Origin of the sequence: Xanthomonas sp. DAR 35659, from assembly GCF_041242975.1 — a bacterium.
In the GTDB taxonomy this organism is placed as follows: Bacteria; Pseudomonadota; Gammaproteobacteria; order Xanthomonadales; family Xanthomonadaceae; genus Xanthomonas_A; species Xanthomonas_A medicagonis.
The window spans coordinates 718,368-738,539 of sequence record NZ_CP162488.1 but is presented as its reverse complement, the minus strand read 5'-3'; the positions used below and the strand labels follow the sequence as shown (position 1 = coordinate 738,539).

Genomic DNA, 20,172 nt, shown 5'->3' with positions numbered 1-20,172 from the left:
CCTGAAGTCAGGGGGTCGCGGCGGCCAGCAGGCGCCCGCTGCTGAGCCGGAAGCGCGCGGCCATCATCACCGCGGCCGCGGTCAGGCCCAGGATCAGCCCGATCCACATGCCCTGCGGCCCCCAGCCCAGCCACAGGCCGAGCCCGGCGCCCAGCGGCATGCCCAGGCCCCAGTAGGAGCACAGGGCAAGCAACATCGGCACGCGGGTGTCCTTGAGGCCGCGCAGCGCGCCGGCCGACAGCACCTGCACCCCGTCCGGGAACTGGAACGTGGCCGCGTACAGCAGCAACGTGGACGCCAGGCCGGCCACCGCGATGTCGCGGGTATAGACGCCGACGATGGCGTCGTGGCCGAACAGCAGAACCAGCGCCGACAGCGCCTGGGTGCCGAGTACGATCGCATAGCCAGCCCACGCCGCCCCGCGCACGCCCACCGCATCGCCGGCGCCGGCGGCGCGGCCGACCCGCACCGTGGTCGCCTCGCCCACGCCCATCGGCACCATGAAGCACAGCTGCGCGACGTTGATCGCGATCTGGTGCGCGGCCGCCGGCACCTCGCCCAGCCGCGCGATCAGCAGCGCGGTGACGATGAACAGGCCGCCTTCCATCAGGATGGTGACGCCGATCGGCAAGCCGGTCTTGAGCAGCCCGGCGATGGCGCGCAGGTCCGGCGCCTCGAAGGTGGCGAACAGGCGCAGCGGCGCGAAGCGCTTGGAGCGCGCCAGATAGATCGCGAAACACAGCGCCTGCAGCCACATCATGATCGCCGAGGCCATGCCCAACCCGCCGGCGCCGCGCTCGCGCAGCCCGAACAGGCCGAAGGTCAGCACGTAGCCCAGCGGCGCCAGCACCAGCAGGCCGCCGAAGCCGAGCAACATGGTCGGCAGCGTCCAGTGCATGCCCTCGCTGAGATAGCGCATGCAGAAGTACAGCACCATCGCCGGCACGCCCCAGCGGATCGCGTGCAGGAAATCGCGCGCGCCGGGCACGATCTCCGACGCGATGCCCATCCGCGGCAGCGCCAGCGGGGCCAGGCTGAGAAACGCGAACATCAGCACGCCCAGGCCCAGCGACAGCCACAGCGCCTGGCGGAACATCGGCCCGATCTGCGCATGGCGCTTGCCGCCGTCGAGCTGCGAGACCGACGCCGTCAGGGCGATCAGGGTGCCGATCGGAATCATCATCGGCAGCCACAGCAGCGCGGTGCCGACCGTCACCGAGGCCAGCGTGCGGGTGCCGTGGTGCCCGGCGATCACGTTGTCGACGAAGCTGATCAGGCCGGCGGAGACGTGTCCCAGGACCAGCGGCAGGGCGAGCTGCGCGGTACTGCGCAGTTCGCGGCCCCGGACCGAGGCCGGGGTGGAGGACGAAGACATTGCAAGACTCTGGCGATTCCGCCGACTGCGGCCGCGCGGAAAGCGCCGGCGCCGGGTGGCGAAGGGGCGGCAGTTTAACCTGTGCGATCGTTTGCCGCAGATTCGGGAAGGCGGAAGCGAAGCGCTTCTAGCCCCTCTCCCCTCGGGAGAGGGGTTGGGGTGAGGGTCCGGCGCGAAAGCGACTCGCGGAGTCGAGCGCGAAGAATCCAGAGCCGCCGATACAGCGCTCAGCGTGCGGCGCGCTGGCGCAACCAGGCCGCGCGCGTGTCCGCGCCTTGCGCCAGCAGGTCGCGGCGCAGGGCCGCGCGCTCCTGCGGCGGGGTGCGCTGCGACAACAGCGCCAGGTGCTCGCGCTGTTCGGCCGGCAAGGTCCGCAGCAAGCCCAGCAGGGCCGAGCGCTGCGCGTCCGGCACATAGCCGAACAACGGCTGCAGCGCCCAGTACTCGCCGCCCAGTTCCGGGCCCAGCAGCCAGCCATGGCGTTCCAGCGTATCCAGCGCGGCGAACTGCGCGCGCAGCGTGTGCTGCTGCTCCACCGGCAGGCCCGCGAAGGCGCTGGCCACCTGGCGCAAGCGCGCCTGGGTCGCGGCATCCAGCGCGTCCCAGGCGGCCTGGCGTTCGCGCAACTGCGCCGGGGTCAGCGCTGGTGGCACGTCGGCGGCGGCGGGCGTGGTTGGTCCCGGCGTTGCAGCGGCGGCGGTGGTGGGCGCCGCCGTGGCGGCGGCTTCCTCGGCCGTCGGCGGGTTGCGCTCGATCCGCGCCGGCGGCGCTCCGGCCGCGTACCAGGCGAAGAAATCCAGGTCGTAGACCGCCGGCTCCGGCAGCGGCGCCGGCGGCGCGGCCGGCAGCGGCGGCGCGGTGGACGCATCGGGCTCCGCCGGCAGTTCCTCGACCTGCACCGGCCCGGTATCGCCCAGCGCCAGGCTCGTCCCGGCGTCGGCGTCGGCGATGGCGCGCCGCGACGGCGCACGATCCCACCACCAGGTGCCGACCAGGGCGAGCACGACGAGCACGATCACCGCGCCCGCCAGGCGTGCCCGGACCGGGCTGCGTGCCTGCGTCCGGCGTGGCGCGGGCGCGCGCTCCGGCGCCGAGGACGCCGCCGCCGACGCAGCGGCGGGCACGGCGGCGGCGATGGCCGCATCGCGCAACTGGGCCAGAGCATCCAGCCGCGCCGGCGGCAACGCACGCAGGTGCTGCTGGGCGGCATCGGCGAGCGCGCGCCAGCCGGCCGCGTCCGGACGACCGTCGGCATCGCGCGGGCAGGCCCGCGCCAAGGCCTGCTGGTACGCCTCGGTGGACTGGTCCAGGACCTGCGCCGCGGTCGGCTCGTCCAGCCCGGCCACGATCCGCAGCAGCAGCGCCAGACGGTCCGCCGCCGTCAGTTGGCCCAGGTGCGCCAGCGGCGCCGGCCACGCGCTGCCGGCGGCGGGGGCGGCCTGGCGCAGCGTCGGCACCGCGGCGAACAGCTTCCAGAAGCGCAATGGCCAGTCGGACATCGGCAGGGCCGCGGCGTGGCTGCGGAAGGCGCGCATGGCCGCGGCCAGCGCCGGCATCCCGCGCGCGGCGCTGCCGCTCTGCAGGTCGGCCAGCACCGCGGCACGGCGTTCGACGCCACGCAGGAAGGCGGCCAGGGCGGGCGCGGCGACCGCGCCATCGGAGGGGGGCGCGGCGGTCATCGGAACTCCATCATCGGCGCGATGATAGCGAGGCCGCCGCCGCGCCGCGCGCTTGACAAACGCCTGCCGATCAGCCGCTTCAGGCGCCAGCCGGGCCCATCGCCGGGGCGGGTTGTGCACAGCACGCCGAAGCGGCTGGGGGCGCCCCTGTCAAGCCCCTCGCGAAATCATGTTGCAGCCATGTTTCACGGCCAAGTTGTTGTTATTCAAGACATATATTCGATTGGCGCTTTTTTGTCCAACTTGTGGCAGAGGCTTGTGAATCCGTCTTCACGGCGTGGAGCATGGGCGTCGTACACAGCTTTATCCACAGCGCGTGTGGATAAACTCGATTCCCCAGGCGCGGCAACGATTTACGACTTGTTTATCACTTTGGCGGGAGCAATCGCCCGCAACTGGCTCAGTCCCGCCACCGCGCACGGCGAGCGCGAGGCACCCGCGCCCGGCCGCTAGACTACGGCCGATGCCGCCCCCCCTCGCCACCCTTCGCGTCGCCCTGCCGCTGCCGTTGCCGCAGTTGTTCGACTACCTGCCGCCGCCCGGCAGCGCCGCCGCGGCGGACGATCTCGGCCGCCGCCTGAAGGTGCCCTTCGGCAACCGCGAGTTGAGCGGGGTGGTCGCCGCCCTGGGCCAGGTCGAGGACGGCGACGGCCTGCGCGCGGCGCTGGCCTGGCTCGACCCGGTGCCGCTGCTGCACGGCGAACTGGCCGACTCCCTGCACTGGCTGGCGCGCTACAGCCACGCGCCGCTGGGCGAGGTGCTGGCGACCGCGCTGCCGGTGACCCTGCGCCGCGGCGAGGCCTTGCCGGACACCCACGCCTGGGCCTGGCGCCTGACCGAAGCCGGCGCCAGCCACCGCGCCCGTGCCGGCACCCGCCCGCACCGCTTCGCCGAGTTGCTGCGCGCCGGGCCGCTGGACGAGGACCGGCTGGACCAGGCGATGGACGACTGGCGCAGCGCCGCGCGCAGCCTGGCCAAGCGCGGCTTCGCCGAACGCATCGCGGTGCCGGCCAGTGCCGCGGCGCCGCGGCCGCAGCCCGGCCCCACCCCGAACGACGAGCAGCAGGCCGCGATCGACGCCATCGTCGCCGCGCCGGGCTTCGCCCCGTTCCTGCTCGACGGCGTCACCGGCAGCGGCAAGACCGAGGTCTACCTGCAGGCCATCGCCGCCTGCCTGGCGCGCGGCGGCCAGGCGCTGGTGCTGGTGCCGGAGATCGGCCTGACCCCGCAGACCCTGGCGCGGTTCCGCGCGCGCCTGGGCGTGCCGGTGCACGCGCTGCATTCCGGCCTCACCGACAACGAGCGCGCGCGGGTCTGGACCGCCGCCTGGCGCGGCGAGGCGCGGGTCGTGGTCGGCACCCGCTCGGCGGTGTTCGTGCCGCTGCCGCAGGCCGGGCTGATCGTGGTCGACGAGGAACACGACGGCAGCTACAAGCAGCAGGACGGCATCCGCTACCAGGCCCGCGACTTCGCCCTGGTGCGCGGCAAGGCGCTGGATGTGCCGGTGCTGCTGGGCAGCGCCACGCCATCGCTGGAGAGCCTGCACAACGCCGCGTCGGGCCGCTACGCGCACCTGCGCCTGACCCGCCGCGCCGGCGAGGCGCGGCCGCCGACGGTGCGCGTGCTCGACGTGCGCAAGCGGCCGCTGCAGGACGGCCTGTCGCCGGAGGTGCTGGCCGGGATCGGCAGCGCGCTGGCCGAGGGCGGCCAGGTGCTGGTGTTCAAGAACCGCCGCGGCTACGCGCCGGTGCTGCTGTGCCACGACTGCGGCTGGACCGCGCCGTGCCAGCGCTGCAGCACGCCGCTGCACGCCACGCCGATGACCGTGCACGCCGGCGGCCGGCGCCTGCAATGCCATCACTGCGGCGCGCGCCAGCCGGCGCCGCTGGCCTGCCCGGATTGCGGCAGCCTGGCGCTGCAGCCGCAGGGCATCGGCACCGAACGCCTGGAGGAACGCCTGCTGCAGGCCTTCCCCGACGTGCCGGTGGTGCGCATCGACCGCGGCACCACCCAGCGCCGCGACGCGCTGGAGACGCAACTGGCCACGCTCGGCAGCGCGCCCGGCATCCTGGTCGGCACCCAGATCCTGGCCAAGGGCCACGACCTGCCGCAGCTGAGCCGGGTAGTGGTGGTCGGCATCGACGAAGGCCTGTTCTCGGCCGATTTCCGCGCCAGCGAGAAACTGGCGCAGCAGTTGATCCAGGTCGCCGGACGCGCCGGACGCGCCGCGCGTCCCGGCGAGGTGTGGCTGCAGACCCACCATCCCGGGCATGCGCTGCTGGAGACCTTGGTACACGGCGGCTACCACGCCTTCGCCGAGGCCGAACTGGCGCAGCGCGAGGCCGCCGGCTTCCCGCCGTTCGCGCACCTGGCGCTGCTGCGCGCCGAGGCCAAGCAGGTCGAGCACGCCAACGCCTTCCTGGCCGCGGCGCGCGCGCTGCTGCCGGACGACGACGCCGTGCAGCGCTTCGGGCCGATGCCGGCCCCGATGCCGCGCCGGGCGGGCTTCCAGCGCACCCAGTTGCTGCTATCGGCCAACACCCGGCGCGCGCTGCATGCGCTGCTGGATGCGGCGATGCCGGCGATCTACGCATTGCCGCAGGCGCGCCGGGTACGCTGGTCGCTGGACGTGGATCCGCAGGACCTCTACTGACCCGGGCGCGGCGCCCGCGCCGCGTGCCCTGAGGGATCGACACCGCCTCGACCGCAGCCGCTCGTCTGTAGGAACGGCTTCAGCGGCGACGAGCGAAGCCACCCAACCATCCGACAGCGGACACAGTCGGGACTGAAGCCCCTCCCACAGCGCACTGTGCAAGCCGACGGCACACGCTGTGCTGTAGGAGCGGCTTCAGCCGCGACAAACGAAGCCACCCAACCCACCGACACCGGACACAGTTGGAACCGAAGCCCCCAGTGCACGCTGCAAGCCGGCCGCACACGCCCTGCTGTAGGAGTCAACTGTCATGCAGCAGCGATGACGGGAGGCGCGTAAGAGGCCTGATCGCGTGCGATGGCGTTGAGCCAGCGTAGGTACTTGTGCATGCAGGCGACGATGGCGACCTTGGCCGGTTTGCCGGCCGCTTGCAGGCGCGCATAGGTCTGGGCCAAGGGGGATTTGGCGCGGATGCTGGCCCAGGTGGCCATGTACAGCGCGCGGCGCACGTCGCTGCGCCCGCCTTTGATGCGGCGCTGGCCTTGCCAGCGGCCGCTGTCGTGATTGAACGGTGCCAGCCCGACCAGGGCAGCCAGCTTGCGCGGCGGCAGCGTTCCCAGTTCCGGCAGACCTGCGGCCAGGGTGGCGCGCAGGATCGGCCCCAGCCCCGGCACTTTGGGCAGGGTCGAACACGCGTCGGCCTGCTGCTGGAGGTCTCGCTTCAGCGCATCGCTCTGCCGCTTCAGCAGGTCGATCGCTTCCTGGCAGTGGCGCCGCACCTCCGGGCTGGTGATGTGCTCCAAACGCCGCCGGAGGGCGTCGTGCTGGCCGACCAGGGCGTTGCGCAGATCCAGCAGTTCGCGCAGGTGCTGCAGGTGCTCGGGCAACACGTCCGTCGGGGTGGCCGCAATGGCTTGGGCGGCAACCGCCAACAGGCGCGCGTCCAGGGCATCGGTCCTGGCCTTGATGCCCAGCGCCTTGGCCAGCGCCCGCGGGCGCTGCGCGCACATCCGCACCGCCGGCAAGTCGGCCTGGCGCAACGTCCGCAGCACCTCATGTTCGTAGCCACCGCTGGCTTCCAGCACGATCCGTTCGCACTCCAGCCTCGCCAGACGCTGGACCAGCTCAACGCGCCCTTGCGGCGTGTTGGGCTGGGTCCAGGCCAGTGCGTCCGGCAGCACATGAATGACCAGTTCGGCCTTGGCAACATCGATCCCGACAAAGCGCCGCATAGACTTTCTCCGCAGTAGACTTAGGGTCGAGAGCGCTCCTGCCAATGCCCAGGCTTGTGATGTTCGAGCTCCCGGCTCAGGCAACTGTTCGGGCTTGTCAGGCAGGAGAACCGGGGTGCGGCGGCGCTGACTCCTACTCGTGCTCGCTTGGCACTGCGGCTTAACGGCCTGCCGCACCCCGCTCTCACCTTCAACGATAGACCCTCTTTTGACACAAGCGGCTTCAGCCGCGACGAAGGACGCCGCCAACCCTCCGGCATCGGACCCGGTCGGCGCCGAAATCCCTCTCACAACGCACCCAGCAAGCCGCTGCACGCACTCGCCGGGACAAAGCAAGCCGCGTGTTCTCAGCCCGCCAGCCCCAACACGGCGACCAACTGCACCCGCAACGCCGCACTGTCGCCGGCCTCCACGCAGCGCCACGCTCCCTCGGCCGCATCCAGACCACAAGCGGCGGTGGCGATCACCGGCTTGCCCAGCGCCAACGCCAGCAACAGGCCGCGCGGCTGTTGCTCGATCCACGCCGGCAACACCACCACCGCGGCGGCCTGCACGCCCTCCGCCATCGATCCGACGCGACACACCTCCACGCCACTCCAGAACCCCGGCGTTTCCTGCGCGCCCGGCGGCAACAACAAGCGCACCGGCAGGCCGCGCAGCGCCTCGCGCACTTCGAGCGCGCCCTTGCGCGCCAGCGCGGAGGACGCCAACAACACATCCATCGTGCCGTCGCCGGACCGCACAGTGGCCGGCAGCGAGGGATCAGGCAGCGGCGGCCGCTGCCACGCCAGCGCGATGCCGCGATCGCCGGCCAACGCCAGCAACTGGCGATGCGGCGTGATCCAGTGCCGCGCCTGCGCCAGCGCCGCGCGCTCGGCCTCGACCAGCCGCGGATCGGCGCGGAAGTCGCGCAACGTGGGGCTGCCGGGATGCCGCTGCGCGGCGGCGTCCAGGCGCGCTTGCAGCAACTGCATCGGCAAGGCGGTCATGCACACGTCCCAGCGCCGGCCCTGCAGTTCGCCGGCCAGCCACAATTCCGGCAACAGGCCCTGCGGCACCACCAGGTCGACGTCGCGCGGCCCCAACCGCCGCAGCAGCGCGCGCAGGCGGATCCGCTGCGCGCGTTGCCGCGCCTGCGGCAGCGGCACGCCGCGACGCAGCCACCAGCGTTGCAACAGCGCCGCGTGCCACACCGCGATGCTGGCCCGACGCAGCGCCAGCACGCGATCGCCGGGCTGCCGCCGGCGCGCGCGGTCGGCGGCGAACTCCGGCCAGTCCTCGTCGACCAGCCAGGTGCGGCGGAGGCCGTCCATGCCCGTCGGCACATGCCGATGGCAACTCTCGCGACCGCAACGCGTGCAATCGTTGGCCGCGGCATCCGCCGCCGCGGCGCGGCGCGGCGGCGACAACGGCAGCGGCAACGCGGCGACGCCGGGCGCGCCGCCCACGATGCGCACGTGCAGCGCCTCGCCATCCAGCCACACCTCCAGCCGCCATGCCGATGGCGCGCGCAGGCGCAGGTCGACATAGTTCCAGAACACCACCGCGTCGCGGTCGCGCTCGGCCAGCGAACCGGGAATCACCTGCGTATGCCGGTGCCGCTCGACGATCTCCAGCCCCTGCCGCAACGCGGCGTCGTAGATCGCGTTGGACAACTGGCACAGACCGCCGCCGATCGACGGCACCAGGCAGCCTTCGCGCAGTTCGCGGCCGGCGACGAAACCGCGCCGGCGCGTGGCCCGACCGAGTTGCCGCCAGAAGCTGAAGGTCGCACCGGCCGGCACCTCGATGCCGTGCAGCAGGCGCGCGGCCACGCGCAGGTTGTGGATCTTGCCGGCGACCAGCAGCGGCGCGGTTTCTTCCGACAGCGGCCACAGCGCGGTGACCGATTCGGACAGCGTGCCCGCCTCGACCGGCAGCCCGGTGTCGCGGCGGTGCCGGCGCGGCCCGCCGCGCGCGTCGCGCAGCGCGCGGCGCAGCTGCAGCAGCCGGGTCTTCAGCAGGAACCGCACGCTGCCCCAGCGCGACGGCATCGTCGCGACGGGCGATGCCATGGGCCGCTCCGTTGTCGTCGTTCGCATCACCATGCGCTCCCCCCGCATCCCTGCCTGCGCCTGTCCTCGCGCTACTATAAGCGCATGCAATTCCACTCCCCCAGTCCTTGCATGCCGCGCCGACGGGCGGCCGATCGCCGACCATCCGCCGCGCAACGCGGCAGGCTCGGCAACGGCGGCCAGCGGCTCTCCCCATGCCTGCCTGGACTGCCCGATGTCTAGCGCGCCCGTGCCGCACCTGATCGTGGTCGGCGGCGGTTTCGCCGGCCTGTGGGCCACCCGCGCGCTGGCCAAGACGCCGCTGCGCATCACCCTGATCGACCGCCGCAACCACCACCTGTTCCAGCCGCTGCTGTACCAGGTCGCCACCGCCGGGCTGTCGGCGCCGGACATCGCCGCGCCGCTGCGGCAGATCCTGCGCCACCAGGACAACGTCGAGGTGCGCCTGGGCGAAGTGGTGCACATCGACAAGCAGGCGCGGCAGGTGCGCCTGAGCGATGGCCAGACGTTGGCCTACGACTACCTGCTGGTCGCCACCGGCGCCACCCACGCCTATTTCGGCCACGACGCCTGGGCGGCGCACGCGCCGGGCCTGAAAACCCTGGACGACGCGCTGCACCTGCGCCGCCACCTGCTGCTGGCGTTCGAGCGCGCCGAGGCGGAAACCGACCCCGCCGCGCGCGCGGCCTGGCTCAGCTTCGCCATCGTCGGCGGCGGCCCCACCGGCGTCGAATTGGCCGGCACCCTGGCCGAGATCGCGCGGCACACCCTCAAGCACGAGTTCCGCCGCATCGACCCGTCCGAAGCCAAGGTGCGGCTGATCGAGGCCGGCCCGCGGGTGCTGTCCTCGTTCCCGGAACCGCTGTCGGCGAAGGCGCAGAAGCAACTGGAAAAACTGGGCGTGGAAGTGCTGACCGGCGTGCCGGTGGCCGACATCGACGCCAGCGGCTATCGGCTGGGCAGCACCTTCGTGCCCGCGCGCACCGTGGTCTGGGCCGCCGGCGTGGCGGCCTCGCCGCTGGCGCGCACGCTGGACGCGCCGCTGGACCGCAGCGGACGCGTGCAAGTGCAGCCGGACCTGAGCATCCCCGGCCATCCGGAGTTGTTCGTGGCCGGCGATCTGGCCGCGCTGCAACAGGCCGACGGCCGCCCGGTGCCCGGCGTGGCGCCGGCGGCCAAGCAGATGGGCCGGCACGTCGCCGACACCCTGCGCCGGCGGCTGCGCGGCGACACCGCCAGCGCGCCGTTCCGCTACGCCGACTACGGCAACCTGGCCACCATCGGGCGCATGGCCGCGATCGTGCACCTGGGCCGACTGCAGTTCTCCGGCGTGGTGGCCTGGTGGTTCTGGCTGGCCGCGCACGTGTTCTTCCTGATCGGCTTCCGCAACCGCGTCGTGGTGCTGCTCAACTGGGCCTGGGCGTACTGGAGCTACCAGCGCGCCGCGCGCATCATCCTCGGCGATCCGCCGGCGGCGGAGGAAACGCAGGAGCAGGCCCCGACACCCTTGGAGAGGTGACACCGCCCGACCGGGCTGCGATCCTAGCCGGCCGTTTGCCGCGCCGCAGTCCCCGTCTTGGCGACCCTCCTGTTCCTGCTCGACCTGCTCGGCACCTTCGTGTTCGCGATCAGCGGCGCCACCGTCGGCGTGCGCCATCGCCTGGACCTGTTCGGCGTGCTGGTGCTGTCGTGCGCGGCCGCGGTGTCCGGCGGCATTGCCCGCGACGTGCTGATCGGCGCCACCCCGCCGGCAGCGCTGGCCGACGTGCGCTATCTCGGCGTCGCCTGCCTGGCCGGGCTGCTGGCCTTCTACCGCCACCACACGGTCGAGCGCCTGCGCAATCCGGTGCAGATCTTCGATGCGATGGGCCTGGCGCTGTTCGCGGTGTACGGCACCAGCAAGGCGCTGGCGTTCGGCCTGGGCCCGCTCAGCGCCACCTTGCTGGGCATGCTCAGCGGCATCGGCGGCGGCATCGTCCGCGACCTGCTGGTGGCGCGCACGCCGGTGGTACTGCAGGCCGAGCTGTACGCGGTGGCGGCGCTGCTCGGCGGCGGCGTGGTCGCCGCGGCGCAGGTGCTGCACCTGCCGCAGCCCTGGGGTCTGGCGGTCGGCGCGGTGCTGTGTTTCGGCCTGCGCTTCATGGCGATCCGCTACGGCTGGCACCTGCCGGTGGCGCGTCCGCCGGAATCGTAACGGAGTCGCACGGGGCGCCCGACATTCGAAGTTACCGCACTAGGCGCATCGCCGAGGACAAAAGAAAAGGCCCGGCGGTGCCGGGCCTTTCGCATGTTGCAACCGATCGCCGCAGGCGACTCAGGCGACGAACAGCGCCTTCATCTTCTTCAGCGCGTTCGCCTCGATCTGGCGGATGCGCTCGGCCGACACGCCGTACTCGTCGGCCAGCTCCTGCAGGGTGATCTTGCTGTCGGCATCCAGCCAGCGGCGCTTGATGATGTCGCGCGAACGCGCATCCAGTTCCGCCAGGCCTTCGCGCAGCAGCTGCAGCTGGTTGTCCTCGCTGTCGGCGCGTTCGTAGGCCTGCGAGGGATCTTCCTCGTTGGCCATCAGATACGCGGCCGGCGACGGCGGCGCGTGATCGTCGTCCTCGTCGGACGGCGCATCGAAGCCGATGTCGCGACCGGACAGGCGCGACTCCATCTCCATCACCTCGCGCTCGGACACGTTGAGGTCCTTGGCGACCGCGGTGACTTCCGCCGCGTTCATCCAGCCCAGGCGGGTCTTGGACTTGCGCAGGTTGAAGAACAGCTTGCGCTGCGCCTTGGTCGTGGCGACCTTGACGATGCGCCAGTTCTTCAGGATGTACTCGTGCATCTCGGCACGGATCCAGTGCACCGCGAAGCTGACCAGGCGCACGCCCATGTCCGGGTCGAAGCGCTTGACCGCCTTCATCAGGCCGATGTTGCCTTCCTGGATCAGGTCGCCCAGCGGCAGGCCGTAGCCGTTGTAGCCGCGGGCCACGTGGACCACGAAGCGCAGGTGGGAATGGACCAGTTCGCGCGCCGCATCCAGGTCTTCCTGGTCACGGTAACGCACCGCCAGCGCACGTTCCTCGTCGGACGTCAGCACCGGGATCTGGTGCACGGCGCCGATGTAGGCATCCAGCGAACCGAGCGGACTGGGAATCGGGAGGTTGTTGGCCACCATCGCGGTGGCGGGAATGGTCTGGCTCATAGGGGCTCATCTTAGCAGTCAACTATTTGGACTGCTGGGTACAGTAAAAAGTTCCTGCGTTCCACTGCTGGAACATTCGCATCAGGAATGGGACTGTGACGGAGACCACTGGAACGCTGCGGCGGGAGGTGCGTAACCGATTACCCGGGCAAAACTAGCACCCGGCCCGCGAAATTTGCGTACATCCGGCGCCGCTCGGAGGCGGCCGTCGAACCGCCGTTCAGCCGCCGTCGGCTGTCGCGTCCAGCGCCGCGCGCGGCGGCAGGCTCCAGTCGATCGGCGGCGCGCCGCGGCGGCGCAGGTACTCGTTGGCCGCCGAGAAATGCTTGCAGCCCAGGAAGCCGCGGTGCGCCGACAGCGGCGAGGGGTGCGGGGCCTTCAGCACGCGGTGGCGGCGGGTGTCGATGACCTTGCCCTTGGCCTGGGCGTAGCTGCCCCAGAGCAGGAACACCAGGCCCTCGCGCTCGCGGTTGAGGGTCTCCACGACGTGGTCGGTAAAACCCTCCCAGCCCTTGCCCTGGTGCGCGCCGGCGCGGCCTTCCTCCACCGTCAGCACCGCATTGAGCAGCAGCACGCCGCGCTGCGCCCACGGCAGCAGGCAGCCATGGTCGGGACGGCGGATGCCCAGGTCGTCCTCGATCTCCTTGTAGATGTTCAGCAGCGACGGCGGCACCGGCACCCCGGGCAGCACCGAGAAGCACAGCCCGTGCGCCTGCCCGTAGCCGTGGTACGGATCCTGGCCGAGGATCACCACCTCGACCTTGTCGAACGGGGTCGCCTCGAACGCGGCGAAGATCTGCCGCCCTGGCGGGAAGATCCGCGCGCCGGCCGCCTTGCGCTGGCGCAGGAAGTCGGCCAGCGCGCGCATCTCCGGGCGCAGCAGCCAGTCGCCGACCTGCGCCTTCCACGAGGGTTCCAGTTGGATCCGGGTGTCGTCTTCGTTGCTCATGCGGGTTCGGCGGGTCGCTCGGTCAGAAGGTCACGGCGGTGTCGTTGAGCTTGGCCAAGCGCAGCTGGAACAGCACCTTGGTGACCAGCAGGCGCTCCTCGATCGGCTTCTGCACCAGGTCGTTGGCGCCGGCGCGCAGCAGCTCGGACTGGTTGTGCGGATTGCTGTCGCCGGTCATCACCAGCACCGGCATGCGCCGCTTGCCGTAGGCGAAATCGATGCGGATGCGCTGCACCACGTCGCGGCCGTTGAGTTCGCCCTTGAGGGTGACGTCGGTCAGCACCAGGTCGATGCGGCGCGTGGTGCGGCCCAACGACTCGGCGGTGAGCAGCGCGAACGCGTCTTCGGCGGTGAGCACGTGCACCACGCGCAGTTCCTGGCGTTCGAGCATGCGCTTGGTCGCCTCGGCGACCACGCGGCTGTCCTCGACGTAGAGCACGGTGGCGCCGGCCACCGGCTGCGGCTGCACGTAGCCGCGGATGAAGGTCGCCAGCGCCTCGTGGCCCAGCGCCTTGTCGAAATAGTCGGTGACGTATTCGGTGAAGCGGCGCTCGACCAGGTGCTGCTGGGCGTCGCCGGACACCACGATCACCGGCACGTAGGCCTGCCCCGCCGCCTCGCGCACGCTGCGCGCCAGGGCCAGGCCGTCGCCGTCGGGCAGCGCCAGCGAGGTGGTGACCAGATCGACCGGGCCGGCCTCCAGCGCCGCGCGCGCCTCGGCGATGTTGGCGCAGCCGACCACTTCCACGTCCGGCAGTTCGCGGTGCAGCACATCGGCGATCAACTTGCGCACCAGCTTGGAGCCATCGACCACCATCACCCGCGGGGCGTCGCTGATCAGGTGCTTGAGCTCGTGCCGGGACATGCGCGCCTCAGGTGTCGGTGGGACGCGTCTGGCGCAGGAAGTGGCCGGTCACCAGCCACGCGCCGAGCCAGCCCAGCAGCAGGGTGCCGAGCAACACGAACCCCGAGTGCAAGGCGTCCAGGCCGTGCAGCGCGAAATGACTGCCGTAGCTGTCGGCCAGCTCCGCCAGCGGCGGCCCCAGCGCCAGCCCGGAGGCGGCGATCAGGCCCAGCGCCAGCGCGCCGGCACCGAAGCCGTACCACGCGCCCAGGTACAGGAATGGGCGGCGGATGAAGCCATCGCTGGCGCCGAGCAGCTGCAGCACGCCGATCTCCTCGCGCCGCGACTGGATGTCCAGGCGCACGGTGTTGCCGACCACCAGCACCGCGCCGGCGCCGAGCAGCAACGACAGGACCTGCACCAGGCGCTCGCCGAACCGCAGCCAGCCGTCCAGGCGCTTGCGCCACAGCGCGTCGTGCTGCACCAGGTCGGCCTGCGGCAATGCGCTCAGCGAGGCCGCCAACGGCGCGTCGTCGGCCACCGCCGGGGTCACGATCAGCAGCGTCGGCAACGGATTGTCGTCGAGCGCGTCCAACGCCTCGCCCAGCCCCGCGCTGTCGCGCAGCTCGGCCATGCCCTGCTCGGGCGTGCGCAGCGCCACCGCGGCCACGTCGGCGCGCCCGCGCAGCGTCGTCGCCAGCGCATTCGCCGCGGTCGCGTCGACGCCGGTCTTGAGGAACACGTTGATGTCGCGCGACTGCTGCACGCTGCCGGCGAAGTGCTTGAGGTTGTCCAGCGCGATCGACAGCCCCAGCGGCAGGGCCAGGGCCAGCGCCATCACCGCCATGGTCAGCAGCGTCGCCCACGGTTTGCGCATGGCGCGGCCGAGGCTGTAGACGATGCTGTGCAGGTGGTGGTCCCACCACACGCCCAGGCGCGAGGGCGCCGCGGCGGTATTGCGTGCGCTCATTCGGCCAGGTCCTGCGGCGAGATGTCGTCGATGAGGCGGCCGTGGTCCAGGATCAGCACGCGCTTGCGCATCTGCTTGAGCAGCGCCAGGTCGTGGCTGACCACCAGCACGCTGGTGCCGCGCGCCGGCAATTCGGCGAACAGTTGCATGATCTCCGCGGCCAGGGTCGGGTCGAGGTTGCCGGTCGGCTCGTCGGCGACCAGCAGCCGCGGTTCGGCGACCATCGCCCGGGCGATGCCGACGCGCTGCTGCTCGCCGGCCGACAGTTGCGAGGGCAGCGCCTTCTCGCGATGGCCCAGGCCCATGCGTTCGAGCACCGAGCGCACGCGCTTGCCGATCTCGGCGCGGCGGGTGCCGCGCAGGATCAGCGGCAGCGCCACGTTCTCGGCGATGCTGCGATCCATCAGCAGGCGGTGATCCTGGTACACCGCGCCGACCTCGCGCCGGTGCAGCGGCACGCGCCGCCCGCGCACCTTCAGCAGGTTGCGCTCGCCGAACAGCACCGCGCCGCGCGACGGACGCTCGCTGAGGTGGATCAACTTGAGCAAGGTGCTCTTGCCCGCCCCGGAATGGCCGGTGACGAACAGCATCTCGCCCTCCTCCACCTGGAAGCTGACATCCACCAGCGCCGCGTGGCCGCCGGCGTACTGTTTGCTGACATTGTCGAACCGCAGGACGCTCATCCAGCGATTATGCCGGAGCGGCCCGGGTGTTCGTCCACCGTGCGCACGCCGCGAACGGTGGAGCGCCGGCGCATCAGGAGCTGGAGACCAGCGAGCGCAGCTTGCGGCCGAGCCGGGTCAGGAACGAATCGTTGGCGGCCGCGGCCGGTGCCGCGGCGCGGTCGCCCTGGCGCGCAGCCTTGACCGGCGTGGCCACGACCTGCACCGGCTTGGCCGGCGCCTCGGTCGGCACCGACGCGGCAGCGCCCTCCGCGCCTTCCAGCGGGCGGCCACCACGACGACGCCGGCGCTTGCGCGGCGGACGCTCGCCTTCCACCGCCGGCGCGCCGTCGGCGGCCGGACGCGGCGGCCTCGGCTTGGGCGCCGCGACCGCTGCCGCGGCCACCGTCTCGTTGGCGACCGAACCGGCCGCCGCCGTCTCCGCCACCGCACCTGCCGTTGCACCGGCCTCGGCCGGACGCGGCGTGCGCGGACGCCGCGGCTTGCCGTCGGCACCGCGCGCCTCGCCGCGGCCGCCAGGCCCGCTGCGGCCGCCACCGGGCTTGCCGCGACCGCTGCCGCCGCCGCGGCGCTGCTCGTCGGCTTCGCGCTGCGCACGCGCCTCGCGGAAGATGTCGCCGATGCTCTCGTCGCCGTCCGCGTCGGCCTCGGCCGCCTCGCCTTCGACCACCGCACGCGGGGTGCGCGGCAACGCCACCAGCAACTCGGCGGTGACCGGCTCGACCGGGATCTTCTGTTCGATGTAGGCCTCGATGTCCGGCAGGCTCATCGCGTAGCGCTCGCAGGCGAAGCTGATCGCGTCGCCCTCCTCGCCCAACCGCGCGGTACGGCCGATACGGTGCACGTAGTCCTCGGCGTCGAACGGCAGGTCGTAGTTGTAGACGTACTTGACCCCGTCGATGTGCAGGCCGCGCGCGGCCACGTCGGTGGCCACCAGGATCTCCAGCTGCCCCTTCTGGAAGCGGTTGAGCAGGGTCTCGCGCTTCTTCTGCGGCACGTCGCCGGACAGCACGCCGACCCGGTAGCCGTTGCGCTCCAGCGAGCGCGCCACGCGCTCGACGAACGCCTTGGTATTGACGAACACCATGGTGCGCGCGCCCTCGCTGCGCGACAGCAGGCCCAGCAGCAGGGTCAGCTTCTCCTCGTCGGAGGGGAAGTAGATGCGCTGGCGCACGCGCGCGGCGGTGATGCTCTCGGTCTCGACCACGAGCTTTTCCGGCTCGTTCATATGTTCGTAGGCCAGCTCCAGCACGCGGTGGCTGAGGGTGGCCGAGAACAGCAGGGTCTGCCGGGTGCCGCGCTCGGGCATGCGCCGCAGCAGGAAGCGGATGTCCTTGATGAAGCCCAGGTCGAACATGCGGTCGGCTTCGTCGAGCACGCAGATCTCGCAGGCGTGCAGCGACACCACCTTGTGCTGCTTGACGTAGTCGATCAGGCGGCCGGGGGTGGCGATGATCACGTCCACGCCCTGCTGCAGCAGTTCGCGCTGCTTGTCGTAGTCCACGCCGCCGTAGACCAGCGCGAAGCGCAGGCCGAGGTCGGCACCGAACTTCACCGCGTCCTTGTGGATCTGGATCGCCAGTTCGCGGGTCGGGGCCAGGATCAGCGCGCGCGGATCCTCCGGCTTGCGGTCGGCCAGCGCCGGGCGGCTGAGCAGGCGGTTCATCACCGTCACCAGGAACGCCAGGGTCTTGCCGGTGCCGGTCTGGGCCTGGCCGGCCACGTCGCGGCCCGGCAGGGCCACCGGCAGGGTCAGCGCCTGGATCGGGGTGCAGCGGGTGAAACCGGCGCCTTCGAGCCCGGCCAGCAGCGCCGGTTGCAGTTCGAACGCGGAAAAAGTCACATCGGTCAGCGGTTTGTCGCTCATCATTCCATCTTCGTGAGGCCACCCCGCCCGAAGCGTAAGGTCGCGGCTTGCATCGGCCCCGGCAGCGTCGCACACTGGCGTCTTCCATGCCGGGTCGCGCGACAGGGGGAATCCCTTGATTTCGCCGCGCAATGCCCCAGTTTACCGCAATGCGGCGGCCACCCGGTCCGGCCGGTCGCATTGGCCCAGGAGATACCAAGTGAGCGACAAGGTCCTACACGTCGGCGACGCCGATTTCGATACCGCCGTGCTGCAATCCGGCGAGCCGGTCCTGGTGGACTTCTGGGCGGAATGGTGCGGGCCGTGCAAGATGATCGCCCCGGTGCTGGACGACCTGGCCGACACCTACGACGGCAAGCTCAAGGTGGCCAAGGTCAACGTCGACGAGAACCGCGCCACCGCGATCAAGTACCACGTGCGTTCGATCCCGATGCTGCTGCTGTTCAAGGACGGCCAGGTCCAGGCCACCCAGATCGGCGCGGTCGGCAAGGGCCAGCTCACCCAGATGATCGACAAGACCCTGGGCGGCGCGGCCGCCTGAGTCCGCTGTCGCCGCCCCGCCGCGGGGCGGCCAGCGTTTGACCGGCCCGCGGCGCCCCCGCCGGCCGGCTGAATCGCCCGGTAACGCCAGCTTGCCGTGGTTGCGCGGCGATGATAGTGTCGGCGCATCCGGTGGCATTCGCGCACCGCACCCCCTCTGGAAGATTCTCTTCTAGACCCCTTCCCAACCCGTTTGCCCCCACGCTGGGCGCTCGCACTCATAGCGAGGAATCACCACTTGTCCGATAACACCATCATCGAACCCGGGAGCGTCGACGCCCCCGCCGAGAAGCGCGTGCGCAAGCCGCGCGTCAGCAAGGCCGCCAGCGGCGCTGAAGGCGGCGCCGAGCACGGCGCGCCGGCACAGCCGAACCTGCCCCTGAATCCGGCGCCGTCCCCCGCCCAGGCCGAAGCGCCGCGGGCCGCGCCGCAGCAGGAACGCCCCGCGCCGCAGGAACCCGCCGCGTCCGCGTCGCAGCAGCAGCCCCAGTCCGCTCCTGCTTCCGGCGGCGATGCCCAGGGCCAGGGCGGCGGCAACCAGAACGACGGCGGCGAAGCGCGCGAGCCGCGCGAAGGCGGCAATCCGCGCTTCAACAACCAGAATCCGCAAAACCAGAACAACCAGAACCAGAACAACCAGCAGGGCAATCGCCGCGACCGCTTCCGCAATCGCCGCGACCGCGACCGCGGTGGTGGTGGCGGCAACGGCGGCGGCGGCCGCGATCGGTTCCAGGACAACGGCCTGCCCAGCGACAACGGCGCCAACGAAGTGTTCGTGCCGCGCCCGCATGCCAACGTGCCGGAAGGGTTCCCGATCTACTCGCTGAGCGACCTGAAGCGGATGCCGGCGCAGAAGCTGCTGGACATCGCCGAGCAGCTCAACATCCAGGACGGCGTGGCCCGCGCGCGCAAGCAGGACGTGATCTTCGCCCTGCTGAAGGTGCTGACCCGCCACGGCGAAGGCGTCGCCGCCGACGGCGTGCTGGAAATCCTGCCGGACGGCTTCGGCTTCCTGCGCGCGGCCGAGGCCAGCTATCTGGCCGGCCCGGACGACACCTACATCTCGCCCAGCCAGATCCGCCGCTTCAACCTGCGCACCGGCGACCACCTGTCCGGCCGCATCCGCTTCCCGAAGGACGGCGAGCGCTACTTCGCGCTGTCGATCGTCGACACCATCAACGGCGAGCCGCTGGAAGCGAGCAAGAACAAGGTCCTGTTCGAGAACCTGACCGCGCTGTTCCCGCGCAAGCGCTTCACCCTGGAGCGCGGTAACGGCTCCTCGGAAGACATCTCCGGCCGCATCCTCGACCTGATGGCGCCGCAGGGCAAGGGCCAGCGCGCGCTGATCGTGTCCCCGCCCAAGGCCGGCAAGACCATGCTGATGCAGCAGGTCGCCACCGCGATCACCACCAACCATCCGGACGTGCACCTGATCGTGCTGCTGATCGACGAGCGCCCGGAAGAAGTGACCGAAATGCAGCGTACCGTGCGCGGCGAGGTCATCTCCTCGACCTTCGACGAGCCGGCCGCGCGCCACGTGCAGGTCGCCGAGATGGTGATCGAGCGCGCCAAGCGCCTGGTCGAACACAAGAAGGACGTGGTGATCCTGCTCGACTCGATCACCCGCCTGGCCCGCGCCTACAACAACGTGGTGCCGTCCTCCGGCAAGGTGCTCAGCGGCGGCGTCGACGCCAACGCCCTGCACCGCCCGAAGCGCTTCTTCGGCGCGGCGCGCAACGTCGAGGAAGGCGGCTCGCTGACCATCATCGCCACCGCGCTGGTGGAGACCGGCAGCAAGATGGACGAGGTGATCTACGAAGAGTTCAAGGGCACCGGCAACAGCGAAGTGCACCTGAACCGCCGTATCGCCGAGAAGCGCGTGTACCCGGCCATCGACATCAACCGCTCCGGCACCCGCCGCGAGGACCTGCTGATCGAGCCGGAACTGCTGCAGAAGATCTGGATCCTGCGCAAGCTGCTGCATCCGATGGACGAGATCGCGGCAATGGAATTCCTGCTGGACAAGATGAAGAACACCAAGTCCAACGACGAGTTCTTCGGTTCGATGAAGCGCTGACCCAGCGCCGGCTCGACCCACGAACGCCCCGCTTCGGCGGGGCGTTCGCGTTTGCG

General features: G+C 71.4%; 14 protein-coding genes and 1 pseudogene. 5 read left to right on the top strand and 10 right to left on the bottom strand.

The window, feature by feature from the left end; translation table 11 throughout:
• Positions 1 to 7 precede the first annotated feature (7 nt).
• Both AB3X07_RS03210 and AB3X07_RS03205 read right to left on the bottom strand, forming a co-directional pair.
• Positions 8 to 1,375, bottom strand: coding sequence for an MATE family efflux transporter (locus AB3X07_RS03210; RefSeq protein WP_369942684.1), 1,368 nt, complete (start codon positions 1,373 to 1,375; stop codon positions 8 to 10).
• Positions 1,376 to 1,602: 227 nt separating this feature from the next.
• On the bottom strand, positions 1,603 to 3,054 hold the full coding sequence (locus AB3X07_RS03205; protein ID WP_420018523.1) for a hypothetical protein: 1,452 nt from the start codon (positions 3,052 to 3,054) through the stop codon (positions 1,603 to 1,605).
• Positions 3,055 to 3,517: 463 nt separating this feature from the next.
• Here AB3X07_RS03205 and AB3X07_RS03200 point away from each other — a divergent pair, with 463 nt between their 5' ends.
• Positions 3,518 to 5,707, top strand: a complete 2,190-nt coding sequence (locus AB3X07_RS03200; protein WP_369942682.1) for a primosomal protein N' — start codon at positions 3,518 to 3,520, stop codon at positions 5,705 to 5,707.
• A 308-nt stretch (positions 5,708 to 6,015) separates the two neighbouring features.
• Here the strand turns inward: AB3X07_RS03200 and AB3X07_RS03195 are convergent, their stop codons facing one another.
• Both AB3X07_RS03195 and AB3X07_RS03190 read right to left on the bottom strand, forming a co-directional pair.
• Entirely contained in the window at positions 6,016 to 6,939 is a 924-nt protein-coding gene (locus tag AB3X07_RS03195; RefSeq protein WP_369941182.1) for an IS110 family transposase, read from the bottom strand.
• 347 nt (positions 6,940 to 7,286) lie between these two features.
• Positions 7,287 to 8,993, bottom strand: a complete 1,707-nt coding sequence (locus AB3X07_RS03190) for a VanW family protein (protein WP_369942680.1) — start codon at positions 8,991 to 8,993, stop codon at positions 7,287 to 7,289.
• 214 nt (positions 8,994 to 9,207) lie between these two features.
• Here AB3X07_RS03190 and AB3X07_RS03185 point away from each other — a divergent pair, with 214 nt between their 5' ends.
• Complete coding sequence (locus tag AB3X07_RS03185; RefSeq protein ID WP_369942678.1) at positions 9,208 to 10,512, top strand: NAD(P)/FAD-dependent oxidoreductase; 1,305 nt, start codon at positions 9,208 to 9,210, stop codon at positions 10,510 to 10,512.
• A 57-nt stretch (positions 10,513 to 10,569) separates the two neighbouring features.
• Complete coding sequence (locus tag AB3X07_RS03180) at positions 10,570 to 11,187, top strand: trimeric intracellular cation channel family protein (protein WP_369942676.1); 618 nt, start codon at positions 10,570 to 10,572, stop codon at positions 11,185 to 11,187.
• A gap of 120 nt (positions 11,188 to 11,307) precedes the next feature.
• On the opposite strand, the gene rpoH is transcribed toward AB3X07_RS03180, so the two are convergent.
• The 6 genes from rpoH to rhlB all read right to left on the bottom strand — a co-directional run bounded on the left by rpoH (position 11,308) and on the right by rhlB (position 17,499).
• Positions 11,308 to 12,186, bottom strand: a complete 879-nt coding sequence (gene rpoH / locus AB3X07_RS03175) for an RNA polymerase sigma factor RpoH (protein WP_369942674.1) — start codon at positions 12,184 to 12,186, stop codon at positions 11,308 to 11,310.
• 220 nt (positions 12,187 to 12,406) lie between these two features.
• Positions 12,407 to 13,135 carry a uracil-DNA glycosylase gene (gene ung / locus AB3X07_RS03170; protein WP_369942672.1) on the bottom strand — a complete coding sequence of 243 codons (729 nt, stop codon included), beginning with the start codon at positions 13,133 to 13,135 and terminating at the stop codon, positions 12,407 to 12,409.
• A 22-nt stretch (positions 13,136 to 13,157) separates the two neighbouring features.
• The gene (locus tag AB3X07_RS03165) at positions 13,158 to 14,000 is read right to left on the bottom strand and encodes a response regulator (protein WP_369942670.1); all 843 of its coding nucleotides are present in this window, start codon (positions 13,998 to 14,000) and stop codon (positions 13,158 to 13,160) included.
• Between the two features lie 7 nt (positions 14,001 to 14,007).
• Positions 14,008 to 14,949 (bottom strand): permease-like cell division protein FtsX, encoded by a 942-nt coding sequence (ftsX, locus tag AB3X07_RS03160; RefSeq protein WP_369942668.1) that lies wholly within the window; start codon positions 14,947 to 14,949, stop codon positions 14,008 to 14,010.
• Positions 14,946 to 15,632: a cell division ATP-binding protein FtsE gene (gene ftsE, locus AB3X07_RS03155; protein WP_369942666.1), complete on the bottom strand. Its 687-nt coding sequence runs from the start codon at positions 15,630 to 15,632 to the stop codon at positions 14,946 to 14,948. Before ftsE ends, ftsX begins: the two co-directional genes overlap by 4 nt.
• Positions 15,633 to 15,705: 73 nt before the next feature.
• Positions 15,706 to 17,499 carry an ATP-dependent RNA helicase RhlB gene (gene rhlB, locus AB3X07_RS03150; protein WP_369942664.1) on the bottom strand — a complete coding sequence of 598 codons (1,794 nt, stop codon included), beginning with the start codon at positions 17,497 to 17,499 and terminating at the stop codon, positions 15,706 to 15,708.
• Positions 17,500 to 17,698: 199 nt separating this feature from the next.
• Here rhlB and trxA point away from each other — a divergent pair, with 199 nt between their 5' ends.
• Positions 17,699 to 18,040, top strand: a complete 342-nt coding sequence (gene trxA / locus AB3X07_RS03145) for a thioredoxin TrxA (RefSeq protein WP_263112168.1) — start codon at positions 17,699 to 17,701, stop codon at positions 18,038 to 18,040.
• 591 nt (positions 18,041 to 18,631) lie between these two features.
• Positions 18,632 to 20,116: pseudogene (gene rho / locus AB3X07_RS03140) on the top strand (transcription termination factor Rho); the annotation flags it as partial.
• Positions 20,117 to 20,172: the final 56 nt, after the last annotated feature.